Genomic DNA, 15083 nt, shown 5'->3' on the forward strand with positions numbered 1-15083 from the left:
ATTTTATTAGCTTTTTGTTGAAACAATCGTTAAATTAAAAAAAATGTTTGCCATTTTTTGCTACAATCTGCGAAATTTTTAACGTTAAAAGGCTTAAAAATGAACAATACTTCAATCATAATTTTAGCGGCTGGTCTTGGCACTAGAATGAAATCAAAACGTCCAAAAGTTCTATTTGAACTTTGCGGTGAGCCGATGATTATTCACATCTTGAAGCAAGCTTATGCGATAACAAATGATGTTAGCGTCGTGCTTCACTACGAAAAAGAGCTAATTAGCAAAAAGATAAAAGAAATTTTCCCTCAAACTAAAATTTTTGAGCAAGATCATACAAATTACCCAGGCACTGCTGGAGCGATAAAGGGCGTAAATTTAAGCGGCGAAAAGGTGCTTGTAACTTGTGGTGACATGCCTCTTGTAAAATCAACCGATCTAATGCGTCTAGCAAATGCTGAAGCGGACGTGGTTATGAGCTCATTTGAAGCAGCAAATCCTTTTGGCTACGGCAGAGTCATCATAAAAAACGGCAAAGTTGAAGCCATCGTCGAGCAAAAAGATGCGAGCGAAGCACAGCTAGCCATTAAAAGCGTAAATGCTGGTTGTTACTGCTTTAAACGCGAGGCGTTAGAGCAAATTTTACCACTCATAAGCAATCAAAACGCACAAAAAGAGTACTACCTAACTGACGCCATCAAAATAGCAAATGAAAAGGGCTTAAAGTGCGTTGCAGTAAATGTTAATGAGCAAAATTTCATGGGTATAAATGATAAATTTCAGTTAAGTATCGCTGAAAAGATTATGCAAGATGAGATAAAGCAAAATTTGATGAAAGCTGGCGTTTTGATGCGCATGCCTGAGAGCATTTTCATAGACAGCAGGGCTAAATTTGAAGGTGAGTGCGTTCTCGAAGAAAACGTAAGCATCCTTGGCGAGTGCGTCATCACAGAGAGTATCATCAAAAGCTCATCAGTGATAGAAAGTAGCGTCATCAAAAACTCGGATATCGGCCCACTAGCTCACATCAGACCAAATTCTGAAATTTCTGACACACACATAGGAAATTTTGTCGAGGTTAAAAAGGGTATTCTTAGCGGCGTAAAAGCTGGACACTTGAGCTATCTTGGCGACTGCGAGATAGAAAGTGGCACAAACATCGGATGTGGCACTATCACGTGCAACTACGACGGCAAGGCAAAATACAAAACCAAAATCGGCAAAAACGTCTTTATTGGCTCAGATACGCAGCTAGTTGCCCCTGTAAATATCGCTGATAACGTTATCATCGCAGCAGGAAGCACCATCACAAAAGACGTTGAAAGCGGTGCATTAGCGATCAGCAGAGCTCGTCAAGAGAACAAAAGCGGTTTTTTTGAGAAATTCTTTGGCAAAGACGATGTTAAAAAATAAAAAAATTTTACTAGCCGTTTGCGGTAGTATCGCCTTTTATAAGGCATTCGAAATTTTATCGCTGCTTAAAAAGAAAGGCGCTGATGTTTACGTGGCTTTAAGTGATGGCGCGCTTGAATTTTGCAGCGTAAGTGGCTTTGAAGCGTTAAGCGAGCATAAAATTTTAAGCTCACAAACGCAAAACTGGCAAGATGGCGTAAATCACATATCCTACTCTAAAATGGATCTAGTGCTCATCGCGCCAGCCTCTGTAAATACGATAAATAAACTAACAGCTGGCATCTGTGACAATGTCTTCATGCAAACGCTAGTCGCCGCTTCGCACGTACCTTTAGTCGTTGCCACTGCTGCAAATAACAATATGATAGAGCACTTCGCGACGCAAAACTCACTTGAAATTTTAAAGAAAAACGGCGCTTTAATAGTTGAGCCGGTTCTTAAAACTCTAGCTTGTGGCGACGTTGGCAAAGGCGGTCTTGCAAGCCCTGAAGTGATAGTAGAAGCGGCGATAAAAAAGCTTAGTAAGCCTCTTTTTGCAGGCAAAAAAGTAGTAATCACTGGTGGCGCAACGACAGAAAAGATAGATGATGTTAGAGCCATTACAAATTTCTCAAGCGGTAAGATGGCGATGGCGCTTACAAGAGCTTTTTATTACTCTGGTGCTGATGTTACGCTACTTGCTAGCTTTGAAGCGGAAAACGAGCCATTTGAGATTTTAAAATTTAGCTCAAGCAATGAACTTTTAGAGCTTTGCAAGAGCGAGTGTGAGAGCGCAAATTTACTTGTGATGTGTGCTGCAGTAAGCGATTTTGTGCCGACAAAAATTGATGGCAAGATAAAAAAAGAGGATGTTGGCGAAATTTTAAGCTTAAGTCTAAAGAGAAATGTCGATATTTTGCAAAGCTTAAAAGAGTTCAGCTGCAAAAAGATCGGCTTTAAGCTTGAAATCTCAAGTGAGAGCGCACACAAAAATGCCAGAGTAATGCTAGAGCAAAAGGGGCTTGACGCAGTTTGCCTAAATATCTTGGGTGAGAAAAATAGCTTTGCAAGCGAGCAAAATGAAATAAATTTTATCACGAAAAATAATGAAACTTTGCTACCGCTTGCCGCAAAAGACGAGATCGCAAGACATATCGTGGAGCTAGCGGCAAATTTATGATAGAGAAAATTTCTCGCATTCAAAAAATAGCAAAAAATGCAAATTCACCGTTAGTAGCTATAAATTCGTCACTTCCGCTTAGTATCTTAGTAAGCCAAAAGATCGGTTTTAACAGATACATTTTAAATTTTGCAAATAGAAATTTAAACACAAAAAGCGCAAAAGAGCTAAACGTAGGCTCGAGATACTGGGGCGAGATGCAAAGCCAGGGCGAAAATATCGTCATAAAAAATTTATACGAAAAGCCAAGAATTTTAGACGAAGATGTCTTGGCTAATGGGCTAAATCTTATCGAAAATTTGATAGAAAATGAGAATTTATCGTGGTTTTATGACTATTTATTTAAAAGTTTAAGTGAAGCTAAGACAAAAGACGAGATGAAAGTGCTAGCGAAAATGCTCTTTGCTCTGCAAGAAAATGTCTTGCATATACCATTTATTTATAATGGCATAAACGGCGTTTTTCAGCTAAAAAAAGAGGAGAATGATATGAAATTTTTTTTAATATTTTCAAATTTTGCTCCACTTGTTTTTAAATTTAAAGATGAAGTTTTATACGAGATCGCGACCCCATTTAATAATGTAGCTAGCTTGTTAAAAAGTGAATTTAGCACCAACATAATAGTACAAAATGTGAGTGCTCTTTGGAGCAAAAAAGAACAAATTATTGATATAAAAGGCTAAAGATTGAATGAATTAAACCACCTTGCTATTATCATGGATGGAAATGGACGCTGGGCTAAAAAACGTGGATTTTTACGGACAAATGGACACGAAGCTGGAGCAAATGTAGTAAGCGATATGTGTGAATTTTGTATCGATAATGGAGTGAAAATTTTAAGCCTTTATGCATTTAGTACTGAAAACTGGAAAAGACCACAAAAGGAGATCGAATTTTTGATGAATTTGCTTAAGAAATTTCTCATTTTAAAGCGTGCTGATTTTATAAAAAATGGGATCAAATTTAATACAATCGGCGATATTTCTCCATTTAGTGATGAGCTAAAAAACGAGATAGAGATCACCAAAAATGCTACAAGAGAGAATAAAAATTTATTATTAAATTTAGCGATAAACTACGGCTCAAAAGATGAGATCATCAGAGCTGCAAGAAAGCTAACTTTAGAAGGCTGCGAGATAAACGAAGCAAGCCTAAATGCAGCACTTGATGAGAGTGAGCCGGTGGATCTTCTCATTAGAACTGGCGGCGAAAGTAGGCTTTCAAATTTCATGCTTTGGCAAGCAAGCTACGCGGAGCTATTTTTTACGCCCACACTTTGGCCTGACTTTGGTAAAGATGAGCTTACAAATATCGTTAGTAAATTTAAAAACGTAGAGCGAAGATTTGGCGGAGTTTAGTGAGATAATGGATAATCTAGTCATCTTTTTTGCCGTTTTTGCTTTTGTTTTGGGTATTTGTGTGGGCTCATTTTCAAATGTGCTGATATATCGCCTACCAAAAAATGAGAGCATAAATTTTCCAGCTTCTCATTGCCCAAACTGCAATCATAAGCTAAATTTCTATCACAATGTTCCAATTTTTTCGTGGATATTTTTAGGCGGCAAATGTGCCTTTTGTAAGCAAAAAATAAGCCTCATTTATCCAGCAATCGAGCTAGTTTCTGGGATACTTTTTTTGATCTGTTTTTTTAAAGAGTGCGGCGAAATTTTAAGTATAGAAACATTGCTTTACGCGCTATTTTTAGGGCTTTGTTTTATAATGCTGCTAGCTCTTAGCGTCATAGATATAAGATATAAAGCTGTGCCGGATCCGCTTCTTTTTGCAGCACTATTTTTCGCATTTATCTACGCTTTGATGCTTTTTATAGTTAAAGGAAATTTTGCCCAAATTTTAAATTTATTCCTTTTTGCACTTATCTTTTGGGTGCTTAGATTTGTCGTAAGTTTTGCCATAAAAAAAGAAGCGATGGGTAGTGCAGATATCTTTATAGCAGCGATCATCGGAGCTATTTTGCCAGCCAAACTGGCTCTAGTGGCGATCTATCTTGCAGCGCTTTTTACACTTCCAGTCTATGCGCTCGTTCAAAAAAAGGGCTATGAGCTGGCTTTTGTGCCATTTTTAAGTCTTGGCTTACTTATTGCATACGCTTTTAAAGAGCAAATTTTAGAAATTTTAAGGTTTATTTATGAGTAGAGTGAATAGATATCTTTTGTTTAACTTCCTAGGGACTTTTGCGTCGCTATTTAGTACGCTTTTTTTGATCATGTCGATCGTATTCTTCATCCAGATCGCGCGCATCACTTCTTACATTGAGATCAGCTTTGGTGAGCTTTTTAAACTCTACTCATTTATGCTTCCACGCGTGCTACTTTTTGTCGTGCCTATCGCGTTTTTTGTATCACTTGCGATGACTCTTTTTAGGCTATCGAAAGAGAATGAAAGTATCGTTATCTTTACGCTTGGTGGATCGCCAAATAAAATAGCAAGATTTTTTTTAGCATTTTCAGCCCTTTTAAGTGCCGCTTTGCTGGTAGTTGCCATCGTCATGATACCAATAGCCGCCCAGCTAAATGCAAATTTTATTGATTATAAAAAGACTGTTGCAAAGCTAAATTTAAAACCAACTCAGTTTGGACAAAAATTTTCTGACTGGATGGTCTATGTGGGTAGTGAAATGCAAGATAACAACGGCACTACCTATAAAGATATCGTGATGTTTAATCCTTACATTAAAGACTCCCAACGCTTAATCACTGCTAAAAATGCAAAGATCACTAATACAAATCAAAGCATTGAACTCTCCTTAGCAGATGGAAAAATGTATGACATAAAAGATGAAATTTATCATCAAAGTAACTTCAAATCTATGAAGATAAGGACTACCCAAAGTGAAGAGATAAGCGATATAGGCAGTATAAAAGAGTACTGGACGGAGGCAAATAGTAGTGAAAAAAGAAGAAAAGACCTTAGTACGTATGTACTTGTTGCACTATTTCCACTTGCCAGTACACTTTTTGCTATAAGCTTTGGCATCGTTACTTATAGATATGAAAAAGGCATGGTTTATGTTGGGACATTTGGCGTTTTATTTGGGTATTTTACGCTCATAATGCTATTTTCATCAAAGCCATCTTTTGCGATTCCACTCATATTTTTTGTTTTTTTATTGGCAGGAATTTTGCTTTTTAAAGCCAAGATCATGCGAAGATACTAATGAAAATCCAACTAATTTATAGCTACGATGGCTCCAAATTTCAAGGCTCACAAACTCAGCCGCATGAAAATGGTGTAGAAGATGAGCTTTCGCGTGCTCTAGCTCACGTTGGAATATTTGAAAAAATAGTCTCTAGCTCACGTACAGACAAAAACGTCCATGCGATCAATCAAAGCTCAAGCGTAATTTGTGGAGATCATTTTAAAAATTTAGAGCATCTAAAAGAGCTAATCAACCGCCATGCTCATCCAAATATTCATATAAAACGTATAAATTTAGTTGATGAAAATTTTCAAGCAAGGTTTGATGCCATAGCAAGGTCTTATAGATACATTATAGATCATGGAGAATTTGATGTTTTTGGCTCAAACTATAAAGTCTTTTTGCCAAAATTTGATATCAAAAAAGCAAATGAAATTTTATCTAATTTTGTTGGTGAGCATGATTTTAGCTCCTATATGAAAACAGGAAGTAACACAAAAAGTCCGGTGCGAGAAATTTTTAAGGCATTTTGTTATGAATACAAAAACCAAACTATCATAGTTTTTAAAGCAAATGGATTTTTACGCGCACAAGTACGGCTTATGGTTGCAAATCTACTTAAAGCCTTAAGTATCAAAAATGGTGGTGAGCTCATTAATGTTTCACTTAACGGATACCCCGCCCTAACTCGTATCCCAGCTCCAGCTGAAGGACTTTATCTAAATAGAGTTTTTTATAAATTTAACTAGGTTTTTAGAATATTCAATAGTAAGCTTACTTAAAATATTAAATAAAGAATCTTAACCCTCCTTCAAATTTTTAACGCGGTAAATGATAAAGAAAAACTTTTTAAGATCCACTCTGACTCACCTAAAGCTTGCCCGCTTGGTGGCAAGATCGAGGGACTTTTAACTGGTCACTTCCTAAAAGCACAAGAAGCCTTAGAAAGTGAACTAAGAAGTATTACTTTACAAGATCTATTAGATGAGCTTATTAATTTATAAAATTTAAAAAGTAAGCAGATTAAGTTATAGAATTAAAAAGTGGGCAGATATATAAAAACCAATCTATTTTTATTAGGAACGCTATGCGCTCCTAACTATTTTTATATACTTTATGTAAGAATTTTTATAAATTTCTAGATTTATTACTCTTTGCTTTTCTCTTTTTTAGCTTTACTCTTTTGTGCTTTATCTTTTAGCTTTTCTTTCTTATCTTTTATCTCTTTTATACTATCATCTTTAGCACTATCTTTTTTCTCTTTTAATTCATTACTCTTTTTACTTACCTTTTCTTTTATCTCATCTTTTTTAGATTTTATTTTTGATTTTGTGGTGTCTATCTTTGTAGTGCCTGATACTGATATATCTGATTTTAAATTTTCAAATGTCTTATCGCCTATACCATTTACATTTTTTATATCTTCTATTGAGTTAAATTTGTTTGCTTTTCTATACTCTATTATTGCATCTGCCTTTGAAGATCCTATACCATCTAAACTCATTAACTCTTCTTTTGTGGCGGTGTTTAAATTTATGGCTGCTAGTAATGTAGAAGCTGCTACTAATAGTGAGAATATAATCTTTTTCATTTTTGTCCTTTTTGGGTAAATTTGGGTTTGGAGTCTATCATATTTGGTGTTTTTAGTCAACACTCGTATAAAAGCATAAACTAAAAGATATTTATAAATATAAAGATAAAAAGTCTAATTATTTAAAAATATAAATAAATTTTAGATTTGATATTTTGTTATAAATTAAGAAATAATATTAAAAGATGATTGTTTAGATAAAGAATATTAAAAATCAACAAAGCCCGCAACGACCTACTTTTCCAACATCCCAGTAAGGGAGAGTATCATCAGCCAGGACGAGCTTAGCTTCTTGGTTCGAGATGGAGCAAGGCGTTTCCTCGTCTGTATAGTCACGGGCAGTGTTAAATAAAAGATATATCAGATAAATCTCTTATTTAACACTACTTGATAAAGTTAAAAGTCATAAACAAAGTTTTATAAAAACATATCTTATTAAGTTTTTATCCTTAACAAGGAAGTGATGCTTATTAAAAGATAAGCAGACGAGCTATTAGTACTGGTCAGCTAAAGGACTTTCATCCATTACACACCCAGCCTATCAAACACATAGTCTATATGAGCTCTTAAAAGAAGATTCATCTTGGAGTTGGCTTCCTGCTTAGATGCTTTCAGCAGTTATCACATCCCAACATAGCTACCGAGCGGTGCTCTTGGCAGAACAACTCGTACACCAGTGGTTGGTTCGACCCGGTCCTCTCGTACTAGGGTCAACTCTCCTCAATCTTCTTACGCCCACGGCAGATAGGGACCGAACTGTCTCACGACGTTCTGAACCCAGCTCGCGTACCGCTTTAAATGGCGAACAGCCATACCCTTGGGACCTGCTCCAGCCCCAGGATGCGATGAGCCGACATCGAGGTGCCAAACCTCCCCGTCGATGTGAGCTCTTGGGGGAGATCAGCCTGTTATCCCCGGGGTACCTTTTATCCTTTGAGCGATGGCCCTTCCACACAGAACCACCGGATCACTAAGACCGACTTTCGTCTCTGCTTGACGTGTATGTCTTGCAGTTAAGCTGGCTTATGCCTTTATACTCTACGAACGATTTCCAACCGTTCTGAGCCAACCTTTGTAAGCCTCCGTTACATTTTGGGAGGCGACCGCCCCAGTCAAACTACCCACCAGACATTGTCCTACTTGAGGATAACTCAAGCTAGTTAGCTATCAGAATAAAAAAGAGTGGTATCTCAACAACGGCTCACCATAAACTGGCGTCTATGGATCAAAGCCTCCCACCTATCCTGCACATTTTTATCCCAATAGCAGTGTCAAGCTGTAGTAAAGGTCCACGGGGTCTTTCCGTCTTGCCGCGGGTAGGAGGAATTTTCACCTCCACTACAATTTCACTGGATCCCTCTTCGAGACAGCTCCCATCTCGTTACGCCATTCATGCAGGTCGATATTTAATCGACAAGGAATTTCGCTACCTTAGGACCGTTATAGTTACGGCCGCCGTTTACTCGGGCTTCGATCAAACGCTTCGCAGAGCTAACGTCATCAATTAACCTTCGAGCACCGGGCAGGCGTCACACCCTATACATCCTCTTACGAGTTAGCAGAGTGCTGTGTTTTTGGTAAACAGTCGGGAGGGACTCTTTGTTGTAACCTTCAATGCTTACGGAGTAAATCCTTAACAAAGTTAGGCACACCTTATACCGAAGATACGGTGCTATTTTGCAGAGTTCCTTGAAGAGAGTTCTTCCACGCGCCTTAGAATACTCATCCCACCCACCTGTGTCGGTTTACGGTACGGGCAACTATAACTAAACTTAGAAACTTTTCTTGGCTCGACAGTATCGGCAATTCGCTATCCATTCCGAAGAACTTCAAACGCCTATGGGGTCTCGGCTTAAAAAGATCCGGATTTGCCTGGATCTTAACCTACACCTTTCGACTAGCACTACCATCCGCTAGCTTGCTTAACTCTAAGCGTCCTTCCATCGCACATTATAGTTGGCATTGGAATATTAACCAATTTTCCATCGCATACCCCTTTCGGACTTTGCTTAGGACCCGGCTAACCCTACGATGACGAGCATCGCGTAGGAAACCTTGGGTTTACGGCGTTGGGGATTCTCACCCCAATTATCGCTACTCATGCCTGCATGCTCACTTGTATTCGCTCCAGCACTCCTTACCGGTACACCTTCAACGCAAATACAACGCTCTCCTACCACTTAGTAAAACTAAGTCTAAAGCTTCGGTACTCATTTTAGCCCCGTTATATTTTCCGCGCAGAATCACTAGACCAGTGAGCTATTACGCTTTCTTTAAAGGATGGCTGCTTCTAAGCCAACCTCCTGGTTGTTTAAGTAACTCCACATCGTTTTCCACTTAAATGAGATTTAGGGACCTTAGCTGTTAGTCTGGGTTGTTCCCCTCTCGACGACGGATTTTATCACTCGCCGCCTGACTGCCATGATTACACACTAGGTATTCGGAGTTTGATAGGGTTTGGTACATTGGTGTATGCCCTAGCCCATTCAGTGCTCTACCCCCTAGTGTTACTACATGACGCTATACCTAAATATATTTCGGAGAGAACCAGCTATCACGATGTTTGATTGGCCTTTCACCCCTATCCACAAGTCATCCCATAGCTTTTCAACGCTAGCGGGTTCGGTCCTCCACCGGCTCTTACACCGGTTTCAACCTGCTCATGGATAGATCACATCGTTTCGGGTCTGCAACGTCTGACTAAACGCCCTATTAAGACTCGCTTTCGCTACGGCTCCGGGTTTCCTTAACCTCGCCAGACATCACAACTCGCAGGCTCATTATGCAAAAGGCAGTCCATCACCCTGATAAATCATAGGGCTCTGAATGATTGTAAGCAAATGGTTTCAGGTTCTATTTCACTCTGATCACCTCAGTTCTTTTCACCTTTCCCTCACGGTACTTGTGCACTATCGGTCTAGTAGTAGTATTTAGGGTTGGATAGTGGTCTACCCAGCTTCAGACAGAATATCACGTGTTCCGCCCTACTCAGGATACTGCTAAGTAAAACAAAGCTTTCATATACGGGAGTATCACCCTCTATGCTTAATCTTTCCAGATTATTCTATTAGCTAAGTTTAGTCTATATTGCAGTCCTACAACCCCGTTAGTAAACTAACGGTTTGCCCTCTTACGCGTTCGCTCGCCGCTACTAGCGTAATCTCTTTTGATTTCTTTTCCTGAGGGTACTAAGATGTTTCAATTCCCCTCGTTCGCTCCGTTATACGGTAACTAATATCTCTATTAGTTGGGTTGCCCCATTCAGAAATTCCCGGATCAAAGCCCCTTGACGGCTCCCCGAGACTTATCGCAGCCTGGCACGTCTTTCATCGCCTCTACTAGCCAAGGCATCCACCACTTGCTCTTTGTAGCTTACCTTTTCTATATTAGATTATTCTAATTCGCATCACTTCCTTGTTAAAGATAACTTTATGTTACTATATTTAAATTCTAGCTCTCAAGACGGAAAGCATTGACTACTATTTAGATAAGTTTTAAATCCTAAATAGATTGTGATGTCAAACTTTTGCATTAAATGCAAAGATGATAGAAATTTAAATCTTTAACAAGTCCTGTAAAATTGTTTTTAAAACTTGCTTGTGACTATTAACAATATTAATTAAAAGAACATTTAGACAAAAGTCTAATTAGAAAGTTTAAATTTTTAAGCTCTCTAATTAGACTTAATTTAATATAGTTAAACTATTTTATGGTGGAGAATAGCGGGATCGAACCGCTGACCTCCTGCGTGCAAAGCAGGCGCTCTCCCAGCTGAGCTAATTCCCCAATTAAATTCTCTGGTGGGCCTAACAAGACTTGAACTTGTGACCTCACCCTTATCAGGGGTGCACTCTAACCAGCTGAGCTATAGGCCCCTATAGGTCTATCAATCTTTCAAAACTAAACAAGGATGATTGAGAATATCTTTCTTATAAATATCTTGTGAGAGAATATCTATATGTACTCTAGAAAGGAGGTGATCCAACCGCAGGTTCTCCTACGGTTACCTTGTTACGACTTCACCCCAGTCGCTGATTCCACTGTGGACGGTAACTAATTTAGTATTCCGGCTTCGAGTGAAATCAACTCCCATGGTGTGACGGGCGGTGAGTACAAGACCCGGGAACGTATTCACCGTAGCATGGCTGATCTACGATTACTAGCGATTCCGGCTTCATGGAGTCGAGTTGCAGACTCCAATCCGAACTGGGACATATTTTATAGATTTGCTCCATCTCGCGATATTGCTTCTCATTGTGTATGCCATTGTAGCACGTGTGTCGCCCCGGACATAAGGGCCATGATGACTTGACGTCGTCCACACCTTCCTCCTCCTTACGAAGGCAGTCTCATTAGAGTGCTCAGCCGAACTGTTAGCAACTAATGACGTGGGTTGCGCTCGTTGCGGGACTTAACCCAACATCTCACGACACGAGCTGACGACAGCCGTGCAGCACCTGTCTTAACATTTCTGCAAGCAGACACTCTTCTATCTCTAGATGATTTGTTAGATATCAAGTCCGGGTAAGGTTCTTCGCGTATCTTCGAATTAAACCACATGCTCCACCGCTTGTGCGGGTCCCCGTCTATTCCTTTGAGTTTTAATCTTGCGACCGTACTCCCCAGGCGGTATACTTAATCCGTTAGGTGCATTACTGCCAAGACTAGCTTAGCAACAACTAGTATACATCGTTTAGGGCGTGGACTACCAGGGTATCTAATCCTGTTTGCTCCCCACGCTTTCACGCATTAGCGTCAGTTGAGTTCCAGCAGATCGCCTTCGCAATGGGTATTCCTGGTGATCTCTACGGATTTTACCCCTACACCACCAATTCCATCTGCCTCTCCCTCACTCTAGATTACCAGTTTCCCAAGCAGTTCTATGGTTAAGCCATAGGATTTCACAAGAGACTTGATAATCCGCCTACGCGTCCTTTACGCCCAGTGATTCCGAGTAACGCTTGCACCCTCCGTATTACCGCGGCTGCTGGCACGGAGTTAGCCGGTGCTTATTCGTTAGGTACCGTCATTATTCTTCCCTAACAAAAGGAGTTTACGCTCCGAAAAGTGTCATCCTCCACGCGGCGTTGCTGCTTCAGGGTTTCCCCCATTGAGCAATATTCCCTACTGCTGCCTCCCGTAGGAGTCTGGACCGTGTCTCAGTTCCAGTGTGACTGATCATCCTCTCAGACCAGTTATGCGTCATAGCCTTGGTGAGCCATTACCTCACCAACTAGCTGATACAATATAGCCTCATCCTACACCGAAAAACTTTCCCTATCTAACTTATGTAAGATAGGAGTATAGAGTATTAGCAGCCGTTTCCAACTGTTGTCCTCTAGTGTAGGGCAGATTAGCTATATATTACTCACCCGTGCGCCACTAACTCATAAGAGCAAGCTCTTACTTGTCCGTTCGACTTGCATGTATTAGGCACGCCGCCAGCGTTCACTCTGAGCCAGGATCAAACTCTCCATATTAATTACCTAGCAAAATTTATTTGATAGGATTTTATTATGAAGTTTTTAATCAAAAAAACTTTTAGTTTCATTTATTAGTTTGTCTAAATCTATTATAAATTATAAAATAATAGACTGGCTCAATCGATCACTTGTTTAGATTTCAAAGATTGACTAATAGTTTAACAATTGTAAGTTAAAAGAACAACGATAAAAAGAAAAGGCTTTATTAACCAATGAAGTTAAAGGTGGTTTCTTGTTTCGTGAGCTGGAATTATATACGAGCAATACTTAAAGATAGTTGAAATATTTAGGGAATTTTAGAAAAAATTGTTAGGCGCTTAAAAATTTTAAAGTATGTATTTTTATTATAGGTTTAAGGGTTTAGTTTATATATGCATATCCACTTCTTTTTTCTATATTTATAGAGGCCACATTATTATTTTTATCTGTTAAAACTATCTTGCAATCACCTTTTAATAGTCTTGAATAAGGTCTTTTTGCTCCTTTATTGCCAGTAACACTTACCACTCTCATAGGCCTACCTAATTCATCAAAATCAATGGTTTGCGTTTTACCTTTTCCGCAACTACCGACAAATTTAACTGATTTTATGCCATATTTTTTCTCGATATTTAAATCTATATTAATTTTATTGCAATAGGACTGAGGAATGCCTCTCCAGCCCGCACTTAAGAATTTGTTTGATTTTTGTGTATCGATGGCAACCTCTTCTTTGGAATTTAAATTACCACTAAATTTATTACCACTACCCCTTTTATCATAAAAAATACTATATTTCCAAGATTTAACTCCAGGCTCATCTACTGAGCACTCTTGCAAACTAGTGTCATTAATAGCTATCCCCCATCTCATTTTAAACCAAAATTTTTCATTTTCTGAATGTACAAATTTATCATCTTGCATGGCAAGGTGCTGGGCGTACCTTATATGCGTTAGCATCTGTGTAGCTGCCTCTCTGGCTCCGTTTATTTCTAGCCTTGGTATGATCATTGCTGCAAGTATGCCAACGGCAATGATTACAAAGATAAGCTCTATAACAGTAAAACCCTTGTTTCTATACATCTACTTACCTCTTATGTAAAAATTTGCAATTACTTTTCCCATTTTTTCTATGCAAAATTTTGATTTTCCATCTAGATCGGCGCTTACTAATAAATTTTTAGACTCATCTCTTACATCTATACCATAAAATTTAAGTCTTAATGCAAGCTTTTTATTATCAGTATATAAATCCTTAATTTCTGCTTCTTTTAATTTGACTGCAAGCTCTTTTACAACATCAAATTTATAGACAAAATGCTTTGTTGGGTTATCTAAAAATAGGTAAAAAATTTGATTAAATACAATCATAGACCAGTTTAAGGCTAAAAAAAGCATCACTAAGGTCGTGCAAATTTTATAGCCTTTTCTAAATTTTGGCAATCTTACACGATACGAATTAAAAAAAACTCTTACCATAAGTGGTGTTGCGATCACGCAAAATGGCAAGAACTGCTCAAGTTCCAGCCTTTGGCGCACTGAGACTATCATACAAAAGCAAAATGAGCAAATTGCGATAAACCACAAAAGATCCTTCTTTTCCTTAACCCAAATTCTATAAATCGTATAGACAAAAAAGATGAAAATAAACGGCGAAAAAACAGCGGCAAAGATACCAAAAGTATCGATAAAGTGTCCACTTGGCCTACCATTTGTATCAAAGCCAAAAAAGTAAAGCGTGAGTAAAAATAAAATAGCACTTAGCCAAGCAAGCGGAGGCCTTCTTTTATAAAGTGAAAATATAAAAAATCCTGCGTAAAATATCAAAAAATCGCCATCTATAAAAAAAGAAAGGCAAAAAAATACTACAAATAAAATTTTATTTTTAACATGAAAAAAGTATATACATAGGAGTGCCAGCATAACGCAAAGCCCAGCATTATTGACAATAAGAGCTGAAGCTAACGTGCCAGGAAGTAAGATAAAAAGCAATACCGCAATAAGTCTGTCAAACTCTAATTTAATGTAAAATTTGCTTATCTTATACATTAAAACGACACTTATTACATGAAAAGCGATCATCACGGATCTTAAAGCAAGATCTGTTTGACCAAAAATTTGAACACTTAAATTTAAAACATGGCTAAGAAAATTTTGTTTGTTAAAAAAAATTTCAGCTTCACTGTAACTTATGCTAAGAGAATTTGCCGTATAAAGTAAAAATATACAATCAACCAAACATATTAAAAATACGCTAAAGGCGACGTGATGTCCAACAAATTCTCTAAATTTATCTAGCAAAAATTT

The 15083-nt window shown here is 38.3% G+C and carries 11 protein-coding genes, 2 tRNA genes and 3 rRNA genes; 8 read left to right on the top strand and 8 right to left on the bottom strand.

Annotated features, from left to right (window positions below):
• Nucleotides 1–99 precede the first annotated feature (99 nt).
• The 8 genes from glmU (at nucleotide 100) to MTT30_RS04790 (ending at nucleotide 6727) form a co-directional block, all read left to right on the top strand.
• Nucleotides 100–1407 carry a bifunctional UDP-N-acetylglucosamine diphosphorylase/glucosamine-1-phosphate N-acetyltransferase GlmU gene (gene glmU, locus MTT30_RS04755; protein ID WP_429801167.1) on the top strand — a complete coding sequence of 436 codons (1308 nt, stop codon included), beginning with the start codon at nucleotides 100–102 and terminating at the stop codon, nucleotides 1405–1407.
• Nucleotides 1394–2566 carry a bifunctional phosphopantothenoylcysteine decarboxylase/phosphopantothenate--cysteine ligase CoaBC gene (gene coaBC / locus MTT30_RS04760; protein ID WP_429801812.1) on the top strand — a complete coding sequence of 391 codons (1173 nt, stop codon included), beginning with the start codon at nucleotides 1394–1396 and terminating at the stop codon, nucleotides 2564–2566. Before glmU ends, coaBC begins: the two co-directional genes overlap by 14 nt.
• Entirely contained in the window at nucleotides 2563–3249 is a 687-nt protein-coding gene (locus MTT30_RS04765; RefSeq protein ID WP_429801168.1) for a hypothetical protein, read from the top strand. The genes coaBC and MTT30_RS04765 overlap by 4 nt, the downstream gene beginning before the upstream one ends.
• Nucleotides 3250–3252: 3 nt before the next feature.
• Nucleotides 3253–3924: a polyprenyl diphosphate synthase gene (gene uppS / locus MTT30_RS04770; protein WP_429801169.1), complete on the top strand. Its 672-nt coding sequence runs from the start codon at nucleotides 3253–3255 to the stop codon at nucleotides 3922–3924.
• Between the two features lie 7 nt (nucleotides 3925–3931).
• Nucleotides 3932–4720: a prepilin peptidase gene (locus MTT30_RS04775; RefSeq protein ID WP_429801813.1), complete on the top strand. Its 789-nt coding sequence runs from the start codon at nucleotides 3932–3934 to the stop codon at nucleotides 4718–4720.
• Nucleotides 4713–5741 carry an LptF/LptG family permease gene (locus MTT30_RS04780; protein WP_429801170.1) on the top strand — a complete coding sequence of 343 codons (1029 nt, stop codon included), beginning with the start codon at nucleotides 4713–4715 and terminating at the stop codon, nucleotides 5739–5741. Before MTT30_RS04775 ends, MTT30_RS04780 begins: the two co-directional genes overlap by 8 nt.
• Nucleotides 5741–6472, top strand: coding sequence for a tRNA pseudouridine(38-40) synthase TruA (truA, locus tag MTT30_RS04785; protein ID WP_054196838.1), 732 nt, complete (start codon nucleotides 5741–5743; stop codon nucleotides 6470–6472). Before MTT30_RS04780 ends, truA begins: the two co-directional genes overlap by 1 nt.
• Before the next feature lie 66 nt (nucleotides 6473–6538).
• Nucleotides 6539–6727, top strand: coding sequence for a hypothetical protein (locus tag MTT30_RS04790; protein ID WP_429801814.1), 189 nt, complete (start codon nucleotides 6539–6541; stop codon nucleotides 6725–6727).
• Nucleotides 6728–6870: 143 nt separating this feature from the next.
• On the opposite strand, the gene MTT30_RS04795 is transcribed toward MTT30_RS04790, so the two are convergent.
• From MTT30_RS04795 to MTT30_RS04830, 8 genes are all read right to left on the bottom strand, one after another.
• Entirely contained in the window at nucleotides 6871–7314 is a 444-nt protein-coding gene (locus MTT30_RS04795; protein ID WP_429801070.1) for a ComEA family DNA-binding protein, read from the bottom strand.
• Between the two features lie 221 nt (nucleotides 7315–7535).
• A 5S ribosomal RNA gene (gene rrf, locus MTT30_RS04800) occupies nucleotides 7536–7654 on the bottom strand.
• Between the two features lie 133 nt (nucleotides 7655–7787).
• Nucleotides 7788–10692: ribosomal RNA gene (locus tag MTT30_RS04805) — 23S ribosomal RNA — on the bottom strand.
• A 332-nt stretch (nucleotides 10693–11024) separates the two neighbouring features.
• Nucleotides 11025–11100: transfer RNA gene (locus MTT30_RS04810), tRNA-Ala, on the bottom strand.
• Nucleotides 11101–11112: 12 nt separating this feature from the next.
• Nucleotides 11113–11189 (bottom strand) — tRNA-Ile (locus MTT30_RS04815).
• 94 nt (nucleotides 11190–11283) lie between these two features.
• Nucleotides 11284–12794 (bottom strand): 16S ribosomal RNA (locus MTT30_RS04820).
• The 16S, 23S and 5S rRNA genes sit together here with 2 tRNA genes alongside, the layout of an rRNA operon.
• 363 nt (nucleotides 12795–13157) lie before the next feature.
• On the bottom strand, nucleotides 13158–13859 hold the full coding sequence (locus MTT30_RS04825; RefSeq protein ID WP_429801171.1) for a pilus assembly FimT family protein: 702 nt from the start codon (nucleotides 13857–13859) through the stop codon (nucleotides 13158–13160).
• On the bottom strand, nucleotides 13860–15077 hold the full coding sequence (locus MTT30_RS04830) for a hypothetical protein (protein WP_429801172.1): 1218 nt from the start codon (nucleotides 15075–15077) through the stop codon (nucleotides 13860–13862).
• Nucleotides 15078–15083: the final 6 nt, after the last annotated feature.

It is taken from the genome of Campylobacter concisus, assembly GCF_050447445.1.
Taxonomy (GTDB): Bacteria; Campylobacterota; Campylobacteria; order Campylobacterales; family Campylobacteraceae; genus Campylobacter_A; species Campylobacter_A concisus_BI.

What these genes read in the sequence shown, in the direction of transcription:
- MTT30_RS04765 (WP_429801168.1), top strand. Translation starts at nt 2,563, where the DNA reads ATGATAGAGAAAATTTCTCGCATTCAAAAAATAGCAAAAAATGCAAAT.
- truA (WP_054196838.1), top strand. Translation starts at nt 5,741, where the DNA reads ATGAAAATCCAACTAATTTATAGCTACGATGGCTCCAAATTTCAAGGC.
- MTT30_RS04780 (WP_429801170.1), top strand. Translation starts at nt 4,713, where the DNA reads ATGAGTAGAGTGAATAGATATCTTTTGTTTAACTTCCTAGGGACTTTT.
- MTT30_RS04825 (WP_429801171.1), bottom strand. Translation starts at nt 13,859, where the DNA reads ATGTATAGAAACAAGGGTTTTACTGTTATAGAGCTTATCTTTGTAATC.
- MTT30_RS04795 (WP_429801070.1), bottom strand. Translation starts at nt 7,314, where the DNA reads ATGAAAAAGATTATATTCTCACTATTAGTAGCAGCTTCTACATTACTA.
- coaBC (WP_429801812.1), top strand. Translation starts at nt 1,394, where the DNA reads ATGTTAAAAAATAAAAAAATTTTACTAGCCGTTTGCGGTAGTATCGCC.
- glmU (WP_429801167.1), top strand. Translation starts at nt 100, where the DNA reads ATGAACAATACTTCAATCATAATTTTAGCGGCTGGTCTTGGCACTAGA.
- MTT30_RS04775 (WP_429801813.1), top strand. Translation starts at nt 3,932, where the DNA reads ATGGATAATCTAGTCATCTTTTTTGCCGTTTTTGCTTTTGTTTTGGGT.